This is a genomic window from Gilvibacter sp. CC01 (assembly GCF_055755295.1).
Genome location: NZ_CM146909.1, coordinates 2,728,419 through 2,740,434, shown reverse-complemented (window position 1 = coordinate 2,740,434; position 12,016 = coordinate 2,728,419). Strand labels below are relative to the sequence as shown.

Here is a 12,016-nt window from a genome sequence, read left to right as displayed (position 1 = left end):
AAAATAAATACATATGGATAAAACATTTTCCCATCTCGAAGCATTTATTGCAGACATTGTCAATGATGCCATTCAAAATGCGCTAGAGCAGCAGCACGAACAACGTTCGCAAGAACAAATTAAGATTGACCATCGCGAAGAGGTCCTTAATTCTGAACAGGCAGCTGCATACCTGCACATTGCCAAACAAACCCTCTACACCCTCACGAGCAAACGAAAGGTGCCTTTTTATAAAAATGGTAAGAAAATTTTGTTTAGACGTGGCGACCTAGATTATTGGTTAAATCGAGGCAAGCAGAAAGAAATCCGCCATATCAGTAAAGAAGGTCAACTCTATACCAAGAAGAATCCCCTTAAGCGATGAGTAGGGCTAATACTGAATCAGAAAAGGACGATGCGTTCTATGTACCAAATTACGTTCATTCGGTAGACGGTCTTATCGATGATTCTGTTTTTGATATGATACCCGAATGTTTGAAACCTATCGTTGACATTGGAATCAATAGACAAGAGCGCGATGTGCTTCTAATTGGTGCCATCACGGTGATTTCTGGATGCCTACCCAATATTTATGGGTTGTATGACAACCGTAAGGTGTACCCCAACCTCTTTGCATTTATTGACGCTCCCGCAGGCGCAGGTAAAGGAGTCTTGAATCATTTACGATTGCTCGGCAAGCCCATTCATATGAGTCGGATTGAGGCTACACGAGCAGCGATGGAAGGATTTGAAGAACGCAAGAGTGAAATGAAATCCAAAAATGAGGATCCGTCCTCCCTTCCTATCCCGAAACAGAAACTCTTGTTTATTCCTGCCAACAGTTCGGCCAGTTCATTTATCAATACGCTGACTGAAAATGACGAAATGGGAATCTTGTTTAGCACAGAAGCCGATACGCTGGCCAATTCCTTAACCCAAGATTGGGGCAATTTCAGCGACGTACTCCGCTGTGCGTTCCATCATGAATCGGTTGAAATGCAACGAAGGTTTAATAGACATCAATCTGCGTTGTTTCCTATTGAATTCCATTTCGCCTTTGACAAGGGCAAATACTCGTACCCCAACCTGCACAAATGCAAGATCGCCGGGATTTTAACTCTACTATTTTCGTTGAAGGACATATCGGTTGGTGCTATCTAAGTTTTGTGATCAGTTCATTTTGTACCCATTCAAATGCTTTATCTTGGTCATATTCTATTCCTGGTCTTAATAGAGCTTCCATATCCCCGGTAAAATCAGGTGATTCTTTCTTTTCTTGAAGGTTCAACTCAAATTGTCTTGCAGTTGGAATGTTACCAATGGAAAACATCATGTACTCATTGAATACAGAAATAATCTGGTCAAAATCCAAGGATTGATGCAAACGAGCATAGTCTAAATCAAACAAATCTCGACCTTTTTTCCGTTGGTATAAAGCTCGAAATTTAGTCCCTAGTAACTCATTAATACTATAGGTTCGGATATTTGCAGTTCCACTGTACCAATCGTTTTCGACAGTGAATGGAAACTCAACCCAATCTAGTACATTAAAATGTTCCTTACTGTTAATTTCAAGCTTAATTTTTAATCTTACCCCTTCGTATTCTGATACAAATCTGTAAAACGCTTTTGCCCCGTGACCTCCAACTTTTGTCTGCCTGGGTTCTTCAAAAAAACTAATTATATCTTTTATTCTTTTTAAAATCGGTTTGATTGGACCTTCTTTGATTTGCACTAAGTCGATATCCTCCGAATAGCGAGGTGCTGGATGAAGGTATAGTTTATGCAATGCGGTACCACCTCGAAATGCTAAATGTTCACTTATAAACTCATCCGAAAATAGTTCAACCAATATCCTACTGATAACCAAATCCTGTTCGACCTGGTCAAAGGATTTCCATGGTGCAACCTTTTTCCATTTGGCGATATATGGTTTTGGAATCATGCTAAATCAGATTGTAATTCTACATTGACATCTACCTTCCAATGGTTCGGCGCTGCCCCCGCTTTTTCCTTCACTCTAGGACTCAGCAGTACAGGGAAGTACGTTCGCCTTTCCAAGTGTTTACTTACTACTTCTGTTAATTCCTTAGGCGAATTCAAATAGTCCATCAAATACCCCAATCTTTGAATGGAACTCCTATATGGATACCAGGCAAGCAACGAGGTTAAATCGTCTAAAGTGATCTCTGGCAATAGTTCTTCCAAGATTGCCAACATTCTATTGAGTCCTCCAATTTTCGAATGGAAATGCACCAAATCTATAAAGGTTAAAGCTGGTGATGAAACGTTAAAAAGTCCGGCATCCGATTTCATTTTCACAATATTACTTTCTGGCCAATTCTGAACTGTAAAAAATTTAATCTGAATATTACCCTTTTTTATATCCAGAATAGATGGCGCCTCTGTGATTACGTAGTCTTGTTGTATTTTTTGATGAGATGCACCATGAAATCCTGCTGCAGAATACAACCCCAAATAATATTTTTTATTTATAGATTTAAATAGCTTATCGACATAAAGTTGAGTAGGGATGCGGTTAAAGTCTTGATACCTAGGTGGTATGATAAGGTAGTAACCCGTTCTGAGTTTGATAATTTCTCGAGAATTTGCAAGCCTGTCAAGTTCTTTTCGGATGGTAGAAGTCGACCCTTGAGTGTCTTGCACTAATTCCTCCCATGAGAATGAATATTCCTCGTATCCTTGAATGTTTCTTATAAACTCAGAGACAGTCATCTTTAGTATTATTTCGCGCAATATACCATTTTTTGGCTACTTACGCGAATTATTACTAAAACTATTTCGAATTCAAGGTACTGAAGCCAATTATTATCAGCTTTGACTTGCGGGGTGAACCTATCACAGACACGCGGTTACTTGTTCTGTCTTCCACACAGTTCATCCACAGTTCATCCATAGCGACTAAGGCTCAATCATACCGTTAATTGTTCGGGAAAAAGTTCGGGGGATTGTTCGGGCATCCATAACGATCAAGCCGAAGCATCCGAAAATTCGGACAGCTCACCTTACCAAATCCAGTTTTTCGAAAAATTCGAATAACTGGAGAAACCCTCCTAACATACCATCAAACCAGGTGAATCTCACTCTCCCCACACAAAACCTATCCCCACCGCCCCAATCAAAAATCGACCACCAAAAACGGCTATTTCCAAAAAAGAGTTACCTTCGTTTTACCATTCTTTGTTGTTGCTTATTTGTCGCAAGCAAAAAGGCCATTTTAGACACTTGTTGCTTTTTTGTTGCGTGTGTTTAGCACGTAAACGACAGATAATAAGTGTGTTGCGGCTCCGACCGAAGAGGTTGGGACGTGCAACGGTAAATAAATGCCGCTAGTTACGGGCGACTACACAACCAACTGATATATATCATTTTATTGCCCTAGGGAGACAATTACCTTTTTACCATCAAATCGGTAATTATGGAAGTTAAAAAGAACCCTAAAGTAAAGATCAGCGGATGGAGCCACACCTTTTTCCTATTTGGCCTCGCCCTGATGTTGTTCATTTCTTGGCGTGCCTTAGAGTGGGAAACCGCAGAGAAAATAGATCTGAGCTTTGCAGAGATAGATCTGGAAGCTGAATTTCAAGACGATATCCCAATAACGGAAATTACAGAGAATGCACCCCCGCCTCCGCCTCCGCCAGCTATAGTCCAAACTTCTATTGAGATCGTAGAAGATGACCTAGACATAGAAGAAACGGTTATAGAATCTACAGAAACCAGTCAAGACGAAGGCGTGGTAGTTGAGATAGAAGAAGTTGAAGAAGTTGAGGAGGAAGAAGAGATTATAACGGTTCCATTTCACGTGATAGAAGATGTACCTATTTATCCGGGATGTGAATCCTTGAGTGGTAAAGACGCTAAGAAGGACTGTCTGTCACAACAGGTGATGGCTTTTGTACAGAAGAACTTCGACACCGGTCTTGCTGCAGAACTCGGTTTAGAAGGTCGTCAACGTATCAGTGTGCAGTTTAGAATAAACGAAAAAGGCCAAGTAGTCGACGTAAAGGCTCGTGCTCCGCACCCGAGACTAGAAAAAGAAGCAATTAGCGTGGTGAGTAAACTTCCATTGATGACCCCAGGTAAGCAACGCGGCAAGCCTGTTGGGGTACTCTATATGCTGCCTATCTTATTCCAAGTAGAGAATCCGCATTAGTAGAACATCCGCAGCGCAACATTAGGAACTAGCCCAAGTGAACTTTGATTTACTTGGGTTAGTTGTTCAGAGACCACACTGTAAAAGCGATTCAATACATTTTTTCTATTGGTCAAGTTCCAAACGGAAGCCGCTACTTGAAAGCGCATACGACCTGTCTGGAAACGATATGCTGCGGAGGCATCTATCCGCAGAAATTCGTCCAAATTGTTTTGATTCGGGAAACCGTAATTCACGTTTCCTCCCACTATTTCCGAACCTGGAACTGGTAAGGTAAAAGGTCTACCTGTTCTCCAATTAGCACCTATGGAGGCTTTGAATCCTTTGTGATCATAGGCAATACCCGCACTTACCGTATGCGTTATATCGAAATTTGATGGAAATTCCTCTGCCAGTAAGCTGGGAAAGTTATAGGTATTGTCTAAATAGGAATAGCTGGACCACAACTGCAATCGCCAGAGATTCTGTCTGATCAATAGGTCCAATCCGTAAGCCTGATAGTCTCCATTGGCCTCGCTGAACTCGAATTGATTCAAGAATCCTTGACTTCTGGCTGTAATGCCGTTTACATCTTTAATAAATGCGGTTGCCCCTACTAAGAAATCACCCTTCTTATAATTCAGCCCAAAGGAAGCCTGTTTGCTCCTTAAAATAGGAATGGTACTGTCGTTGGCCAAACGCCAACGTCTTTTCTCCACCCCTAAGAAGTCGTTCTGGAAATTGATCACCTGAGTGGTCACTTGGTGTTTGAATTCACCCATCAATTCTGCGGACAGTTCTGGTGTGAAGGCATAAGCCAAACGCAATCGCGGTTCAATAATATGTTCTCTAAACTTCGGAATATAGCTATACCGACCTCCCAGATTACCGCTCCAGTTGGAATTCTGATCGGCCAAGGCCACACCAGCAAAACCACTGTGAATACGCAATACTTCTCCACTTAGGGTTCTAACCACCGGATTATCAACATCGTCCAAATTGCGCACCTTGGTCTCAATGAATTGATATCCTCCAGAAAATTTAAATCGCTCATTGAATTGCCAATGCGCTAAAGCCTTGGCTCCTGTCTCGGACACTGAATTCTCCTGTAAAAACCGCTGTGAGAATTGTACGTTGGCATTGATAGCCTCTAATATATAGTCGGTATTGTAAGCCTGAAGCTCCGTTTGGAAATTAGGAGACCAATCGCGAATGTACTGCAGGCCGGCGGCTATGCTATTTTGGGTCACTTGGCTTTGGCGTGATTCTACTGCGGAGGACAATACGGCATTCTCCGTAAATACCAATTTATTATTGATCAGTAAAAAATTGGCTCGCAGTCTGTCCTTGTCCGAAATGCGATGTAAATAGCGCAATGAAGTGTCGTAGAAGTCAAAGCTCTGATCTGTATTTACAGTATTGGCCTGCTGCTGCGTAACTTCTGTATTTTGGGCGATTCGATCAAAATAGGCATCAAAGGTCGGCGTCGTAAAAAGATCACTCAAGGATTTTCGCCCAGCTACTTGCAAACTACTCTGCTGCGTGATCGGTAGATCTAAGAACAAGTCTGCATTGATCAAATTCACACCTAAATTGGCTTTGAACTTAGCGTTTACATGTCCGGCAGTCTTCATGGCTATGGTACCGGAGACGCCATCCGTCCATTGGGATTGCGTACCATTTTGAGTCAATACCACTTGTTGATTCATTTGCGGATTGAACACCGAGATAAGCCCAAAAAAATGTCCGGATTGATACATTTTTATACCATCCCAGAGAATTAGATTCTGATCGTGGGTACCACCTCTTATGTTGATGTTAGAGACTGTCTCATTGACACTTTGTATTCCTGGAAAGGCTTGCACGGCTTGCAATACATCGGCCTCGATCAAACCCGGCAGGGTGCTGAATTTGTCAAAATCAATACGGTATTCCCCAGAATTGAGCTTGTCCACTCCTTTGACCAAATATTGCTGCAAATAAACCGCGGCCAATTGCTGCTGATTGGCAACCATATAAATTGGCTCACAACTGGATTTAAAGAATTTAGCCTGTCGCTTTATTGTTCTGTAACCCAAGTATTGTATCTGTACTAGAGCCTCTGGGTTGGTATCTATCAGCTCAAAGTAACCCTGATCGTCGGAAATTGTTGCCCGACCTCCGGCCTGCACACTTGCAAAGGCAAGCGGAGATTGATCATCTTTATCCAATAAGTATCCGCATAAAGTAAATCGATTAACAACTCCTACAATGCTAATAGTGGTCTGGTCAAGTCTTTCGAAATCTAAACGGGTGCGTTGACGCAGTATGGTCAGAGCCGTTTCTAAAGGCAGATCGGCATCGATCGGTTGTAAGGATTTACCACTTATTAACTCAGGATCGTAATTGAAATCGACCTTGTGAATAGTCTCTAAACTATCCAATACTTGCTCCAAAGGAAGCTGCTCTTGAGCTTGGGCCTGGAATACAAGTCCAAATAACAAAAAGCTTACAAGTCTGATTTTCCAATTATTCACCTATGGTTACCTCTTTTCCGTTAATGTTGTAGGTAAGTTGTAAAGGGGCAGTGATCTGGTTTAGGGCTTGTTCTAGGTCTTTGTGGGTAAATGTTCCGCTGAATTGACGTTCGCTTATTGCTAACTTGGTCTTAACAGTGATATTGTATTGGCGTTCTAATTCACGCAGCACCATTGCTAATGGTACGGCATCGAAATCCGATTTTTCTGCCAACCAACTTGGAGCAGTATTGTTCACATTGTACAATCTGGCCTCCCCATCTAAAAAGCGTATAGCATCTCCTGGGTTTAAAGGTTGTAAGGCATCTCCATAGGTAACTGCCACACGCCCCTCATAACAAACAACCTCAAAGAACGATCCGCGATCGATCACTTTGAACTGCGTGCCAAGTACCGATACTTTTCCTTGGCTGCTCATTACATCAAATTTTTGACCCTTAGCCACCTTGAAATAGGCTTCTCCTTCTAAGTTGACCTGACGGGCCTTGTCCCAACTGTCCTGGTCAAAGCTCAAACTAGAAGCTGCATTGAGGATGACCTCGGAGGCATCCGGCAGAAAAAGGGTACGCTGCTCGGTCATTGCGGTTTCTACAGTAGTGACACCATTATTAAATAAGGTAAAGTATACACCCAAAGCGATTACCAAAACGGCAGCAATTCGCAATAGGGGTTGCAGATAGCGGAGCTTAGTGGTTTTAGGTGCAGCGACGGCTTTCTCCAGGCTTTCAAACAAATGAGGGGCCGAGAATTGACTGGCCTTAAAACTGGCTGCATCCTGCAGTATGGCTTGGTAGAATCCGAAATCAGGATCTTGTTCCACCGCCCTGCGTTCTGCCGGACTCAGATCGTCATTCAACCATTTATGTAGTAATTTTTCATCCATATTTTTATGCTCATCTGTTCTATAAACAACCCAAATGCAAAAAATCCTGATTATTTGGTTCTAAAATTTTCCAAGCGTTCTTTAAGCACCGCAAAAGCCGAGTATATTCTGTATTCGACCACTTTCTTGGTGACCCCGAGCATTTCAGCTATTTCTGCTTGCTTCTTCCCTTCTATCTTACTCAGGGTAAAAGCGACGCGTTGTTCTTCGGTGAGACTGGCCAGCGCTTCTTGGTATTGTTGGTAATATTCTTTGGTACGCATTATAAATTCCGGATCCTCGCCAGTATGACTGATTGGATTTTGTTGCTGATGCTTTAAGACTACCTTTTTGTGCTTTAGGCTGTTTAACATCAAATTAGAAGCTGTTGTAAATAAAAAGGCCTTTGCCTTTTCAGGACTCACTTTTTTACAATTTTCCCATAGCTTAATGAAAGCCTCCTGCGTTTTATCTGCTGGCTCTGCATCTGCTCCAAACTTATAATAGAGGAAATTGTGTACGTCTTTACTCAAACTGCGGTATAGTTTTTCATATACACTGGGTTGGCAAACGTCTTTATGAAGATTCTTTTCCAATAAAATCTGGTGTTTAGATAAAGGTAGAAAAATAAATAGCAAAAAAAATAGGACAATTGTCAGGATTTTTTCCGGCACAGTTGTTTACTTTACGAATCGCGCCTAAAAAGGCCTTTAAACGAATTAAAATGAAACTACTTAAGCTTACCCTTTCCTTGATTCTTTTGAGCGGGATTTTCTTTACCTCCTGCCGTACAGAAGAATCTGAGATCATTAACCCCTCGATAGAAGAAACCTTAGAAGCTAACAGCACCATTGCTGGTTTAATGCAACGTGTGAGTCTTAGCGACGGTTCTTTAGACAATATTATCGACAGCGCTAACTGTTTTACTGTAAACCTTCCCGTTACCGTTATTGTAAATGGAATAGAAGTAACTGTGAATACAGAAGCGGACTATGACCTGATCGAAGACATACTCGATGAGTCTGACGACGACACCGACACCGTAGAGATCGTATTCCCGATCACTGTTACCCTTGCCGACTACACAGAAGTGACCTTGAATTCCATTGAAGAATTCTTGGCCTTGGCTATCACTTGTCCTGATGAAGGAGAAGACGATGACGATATTGAATGTTTAGACTTTGTATATCCTATTACCGCGACCATTTTTAATCCCGTAACAGAGGAGCTAGAAACAATTGTTATTGAGAATGACGAACAGATGTACGCTTTCCTTGAAATGATTGAAGACAGCGATGTAGTTACTGTTGAGTTCCCAATCAGCGTAGTACTTGCCGATGGCAGCACTGTGGTTATCGAAGACCTCGAAGAGCTCGAAGCCGTTATCGAAGAAGCTGAAGACAGCTGTGACGAAGACGACGACTACGACTATGATGACGATGATTGCGACGATTGTACCACTGATGATCTGGGTGATCTTTTGACAGGATGTTCTCCTTGGTTTGTTGACAAACTAGAATTGGACGACGAAGACCTAGAAGACGCTTATGTTGGATACCTGTTCTCTTTCACAGAAGATGGAATCATCATCGCTGAAACTGCTACAGATGAGTTCACTGGAACCTGGACTAGTTCTGGTACCGGAACAGCTATAACGGTAGAGATCGACATTCCGGATCTACCAGACTTTAACGCTAACTGGATCTTACACGAGATTGAAGAGGTTCCTGGCGAGTTCAAAGTAGACCTTAGATTAGGAGACGACCGCCTGCGTTTTGAAAGCAATTGTGAAGGTTCTGGTGGTGGCGATCCGGATCCGGATGCCGAAGCTCTAGAAGCTGCACTAGCCACAGGAGCCTGGTTTATAACCAACTATTTTGACGATATAGATCAAACAGACCTGTTCTGCGGATACACCTTTGAGTTTGGCGCAGACGGAAGTGCTGTAGCAGTAAGCGGAGATGAGACCGTACCCGGTACATGGGCTGTAACTAGCGATGATACTGGTCTTGATCTAGTGCTGAACTTTGGTGAAGCTGTTCCTTTTGATGAATTATTTGACGATTGGGACGTGATCGAGTTTTCTGAAACTATCATTCGTCTAAGAGACATTAGCGGAGGCGACGGAACAGAAGATCTACTGACCTTTGGACGCGAACCTGTAAGCTGTGATGATCCAGTATTGGAAGGTATTCTTACCGATGGCACCTGGGTAGTTGCCCTTTATATGGACGGACCTGCCAACGAAACTGCTACATTTGCAGCATATCAGCTAGCATTTAATGCAGATGGCACCTTGATCGCTGAAAGTGATACCGATACCATAGACGGCACTTGGGAGGTTGTTGGAGCTGACACTGTACTGGTTCTCAATTTTGGAGCAGTTTTCCCATTCGATGAATTAGAAGACGATTGGGATGTATTCTCTGTAGAAGCAGACCGCGTTGAGCTTCGTGACATCAGTGGTGGCGACGGCGAACTAGACGTACTAGTTTTTGAAAAATTATAAATATCTCACTAAACAATTTAACAGACATGAAAACAATGAAATCCTTACTTCTTGCAATGTTGACCGTAGTAGCATTTACTACAATGAGTTGCAGCGAAGACGACAACAACAACAATAATAACAATGCTGCTGCCAACTTATTGGCAGAAGAATTGAGAAACACAGCAGCCTCCGGTACTTGGCGAGTAGCGCTCTACGAAGACGACGGCCAGAACGAAACCAGCGATTACAACGGTTATGCGTTCACCTTTGCTGCGGATGGGATGCTAACAGCTACCAACGGCACCAATACCGTAACCGGAACTTGGTCTGTATCTGTGGACAGTTCTTCTAGCGATTCTTCTGACGATGACGGATCTGACGACTCGGATGATGTTGACTTCAATATCTTCTTTGCTTCGCCACCTGATTTCGAAGAGCTATCGGACGATTGGGATATTGTTTCAAGAACAGACACACGCATCGAACTGATCGATATTAGCGGAGGTGACGGCAGCATAGACTACTTGACCTTTGTGAAGAACTAAACCTACTTGTTTGGTTGATGCAAGACCGCGAAAACTACTTCTCAGCCCCATGAGCCAAAAGTTGCGGTCTAGAGAAAGTCACCTCTTTAAAAGAGGTGGCTTTTTTTATTGAATACTTATACGGTAACCCAGATTAACTCCATAGGTGTCTCTAAAACCATCGCCCCAATCTGCGGCGGTTTGCAGTTCTAAGATACCGTAGGTACCAAAATCATATTGAAAGCTTACAAAGGTATTGAGGATCTGCTGCGGAGGGTCTATTCGATTGTCCATACGAAAGGAACCAAAATTCTCCCAAGCAGTAAGCTTGGTCTTTACCAGCCAAGCATTGCGCCCTGCGCTTAAACCCAGATGGACGCCTCTAACGCGGTTATTTCCTATCTCCAGGCCAGTTGCATCCATAGAGATAAAAGGTAAACCTAAAATGTTGCCATCGTAGGTCCAACCGGAGCGATAAACACCACTTCTGAAGTAATTGTCACGACCAGAATCTCCGAATTCCCCGCTTTGGTCGGTGGTTTGGAAATATTCTAAGACCATTCCCTTGAAGAAACTGGTATAATCGATAGTGTTCGGGTCAAAATAAAAACCCCAGATTCCATCTGGTACATTTTTTAATCGCGTACCGGAACCGTCTTCAAAAGGGTGGTGATGATAAAAACGAAAGTTTCCGTAAGCCGTTCTGTGGTTTACTTCCAGTTCGTAGATTCCGAGATGATTTCCTAAGGCGTTGGCCTGATCAGTATCTGCAGCAGCATCTCCTCCGCGCCTGGCAAAAAAGACATCGATAAAATCTGAAAAGCCAGTAGGTTGCTCCCCGCGTTCTGGTGAATTTCCTCCCCATTGTGCATAATGCTGAATTCCAGCTCTGACGGTACTTCTGGGGCTGATATTGATTATGGCAGCCAATCGCTTGTAATGCAGTCGAGTATCTTCCACAAAACGATCGTCGTTAAGCCAATAATGACCAAGCCCATAGTCTAGAGCTACGCCTTTAAAGATTTTTAAAGCTTGCGGAGCCTCCACAAGAACACCAGGAATAGCCCTTGCATTTCCAGCTAATAAAAAGTTGTCTTGTACCGTGCTTAAACCTTCAAAGCGATCTCGATTACGTTTTGCGCCCACAACCAAAGAAAGCCAAGGGGTATCCAATTGCCCAAAGAACTCATCACGTTGCAACTCGGTTGGCACCTCATCGCGATAGAACAAACTCGCTTTCCCAGATAGTCTCCAGCCGTTACTTAACACATAATGACCTTCCAACCCTCCATGGATCAAGAAATTGGATTCACTGCCAATTGCGCCATTGGTATTTGCCTGCATCCAAAATGGCAGGTTGCGCTGGCTACTTCTTAGTAAGGAAAGACCAGCTTCTGCTTTATAATCTAATTCTTGTGCATGAAGCATGGATAAACTCCCCACTAAAGTCAAGAGGAGTAGTAAATACAATTTGGGACTACGCATGTT

11 protein-coding genes are annotated in these 12,016 nt (G+C 42.8%); 5 read left to right on the top strand and 6 right to left on the bottom strand.

Annotated features, from left to right (window positions below):
- Positions 1-13: 13 nt before the first annotated feature.
- On the top strand, positions 14-364 hold the full coding sequence (locus AC0J2F_RS12950; protein WP_473008008.1) for a helix-turn-helix domain-containing protein: 351 nt from the start codon (positions 14-16) through the stop codon (positions 362-364).
- Complete coding sequence (locus AC0J2F_RS12945) at positions 361-1,140, top strand: DUF3987 domain-containing protein (RefSeq protein WP_473008007.1); 780 nt, start codon at positions 361-363, stop codon at positions 1,138-1,140. The genes AC0J2F_RS12950 and AC0J2F_RS12945 overlap by 4 nt, the downstream gene beginning before the upstream one ends.
- On the opposite strand, the gene AC0J2F_RS12940 is transcribed toward AC0J2F_RS12945, so the two are convergent.
- Both AC0J2F_RS12940 and AC0J2F_RS12935 read right to left on the bottom strand, forming a co-directional pair.
- Positions 1,133-1,924, bottom strand: a complete 792-nt coding sequence (locus AC0J2F_RS12940; RefSeq protein WP_473008006.1) for a nucleotidyl transferase AbiEii/AbiGii toxin family protein — start codon at positions 1,922-1,924, stop codon at positions 1,133-1,135. The genes AC0J2F_RS12945 and AC0J2F_RS12940 overlap by 8 nt on opposite strands.
- Positions 1,921-2,715, bottom strand: coding sequence for a type IV toxin-antitoxin system AbiEi family antitoxin domain-containing protein (locus AC0J2F_RS12935; RefSeq protein WP_473008005.1), 795 nt, complete (start codon positions 2,713-2,715; stop codon positions 1,921-1,923). Before AC0J2F_RS12935 ends, AC0J2F_RS12940 begins: the two co-directional genes overlap by 4 nt.
- Before the next feature lie 703 nt (positions 2,716-3,418).
- Between AC0J2F_RS12935 and AC0J2F_RS12930 the strand changes: the two genes are divergently transcribed.
- The gene (locus AC0J2F_RS12930) at positions 3,419-4,156 is read left to right on the top strand and encodes an energy transducer TonB (protein ID WP_473008004.1); all 738 of its coding nucleotides are present in this window, start codon (positions 3,419-3,421) and stop codon (positions 4,154-4,156) included.
- Here AC0J2F_RS12930 and AC0J2F_RS12925 read toward each other — a convergent pair.
- The 3 genes from AC0J2F_RS12925 to AC0J2F_RS12915 are packed head-to-tail and all read right to left on the bottom strand — an operon-like array spanning position 4,153 to position 8,109.
- Complete coding sequence (locus tag AC0J2F_RS12925) at positions 4,153-6,651, bottom strand: TonB-dependent receptor (RefSeq protein ID WP_473008003.1); 2,499 nt, start codon at positions 6,649-6,651, stop codon at positions 4,153-4,155. The two genes, AC0J2F_RS12930 and AC0J2F_RS12925, sit on opposite strands and share 4 nt — an antisense overlap.
- A complete protein-coding gene (locus AC0J2F_RS12920) occupies positions 6,644-7,534 on the bottom strand; it encodes a FecR family protein (protein WP_473008002.1) in 891 nt (296 codons plus the stop codon). Before AC0J2F_RS12920 ends, AC0J2F_RS12925 begins: the two co-directional genes overlap by 8 nt.
- A gap of 50 nt (positions 7,535-7,584) precedes the next feature.
- The gene (locus tag AC0J2F_RS12915; RefSeq protein ID WP_198356495.1) at positions 7,585-8,109 is read right to left on the bottom strand and encodes an RNA polymerase sigma factor; all 525 of its coding nucleotides are present in this window, start codon (positions 8,107-8,109) and stop codon (positions 7,585-7,587) included.
- A gap of 128 nt (positions 8,110-8,237) precedes the next feature.
- On the opposite strand from AC0J2F_RS12915, the gene AC0J2F_RS12910 reads away from it, so the two are divergent.
- Positions 8,238-10,022, top strand: coding sequence for a hypothetical protein (locus AC0J2F_RS12910; protein WP_473008001.1), 1,785 nt, complete (start codon positions 8,238-8,240; stop codon positions 10,020-10,022).
- A gap of 35 nt (positions 10,023-10,057) precedes the next feature.
- Positions 10,058-10,549: a hypothetical protein gene (locus tag AC0J2F_RS12905; RefSeq protein WP_473008000.1), complete on the top strand. Its 492-nt coding sequence runs from the start codon at positions 10,058-10,060 to the stop codon at positions 10,547-10,549.
- Positions 10,550-10,654: 105 nt separating this feature from the next.
- Here the strand turns inward: AC0J2F_RS12905 and AC0J2F_RS12900 are convergent, their stop codons facing one another.
- Positions 10,655-12,013 carry a hypothetical protein gene (locus AC0J2F_RS12900; protein WP_473007999.1) on the bottom strand — a complete coding sequence of 453 codons (1,359 nt, stop codon included), beginning with the start codon at positions 12,011-12,013 and terminating at the stop codon, positions 10,655-10,657.
- Positions 12,014-12,016: the final 3 nt, after the last annotated feature.

Bases quoted from the DNA above. Each gene is read 5' to 3' on its own strand.
- AC0J2F_RS12950 (WP_473008008.1), top strand. From the start codon at position 14: ATGGATAAAACATTTTCCCATCTCGAAGCATTTATTGCAGACATTGTC.
- AC0J2F_RS12945 (WP_473008007.1), top strand. From the start codon at position 361: ATGAGTAGGGCTAATACTGAATCAGAAAAGGACGATGCGTTCTATGTA.
- AC0J2F_RS12940 (WP_473008006.1), bottom strand. From the start codon at position 1,924: ATGATTCCAAAACCATATATCGCCAAATGGAAAAAGGTTGCACCATGG.
- AC0J2F_RS12935 (WP_473008005.1), bottom strand. From the start codon at position 2,715: ATGACTGTCTCTGAGTTTATAAGAAACATTCAAGGATACGAGGAATAT.
- AC0J2F_RS12930 (WP_473008004.1), top strand. From the start codon at position 3,419: ATGGAAGTTAAAAAGAACCCTAAAGTAAAGATCAGCGGATGGAGCCAC.
- AC0J2F_RS12920 (WP_473008002.1), bottom strand. From the start codon at position 7,534: ATGGATGAAAAATTACTACATAAATGGTTGAATGACGATCTGAGTCCG.
- AC0J2F_RS12910 (WP_473008001.1), top strand. From the start codon at position 8,238: ATGAAACTACTTAAGCTTACCCTTTCCTTGATTCTTTTGAGCGGGATT.
- AC0J2F_RS12905 (WP_473008000.1), top strand. From the start codon at position 10,058: ATGAAATCCTTACTTCTTGCAATGTTGACCGTAGTAGCATTTACTACA.
- AC0J2F_RS12900 (WP_473007999.1), bottom strand. From the start codon at position 12,013: ATGCGTAGTCCCAAATTGTATTTACTACTCCTCTTGACTTTAGTGGGG.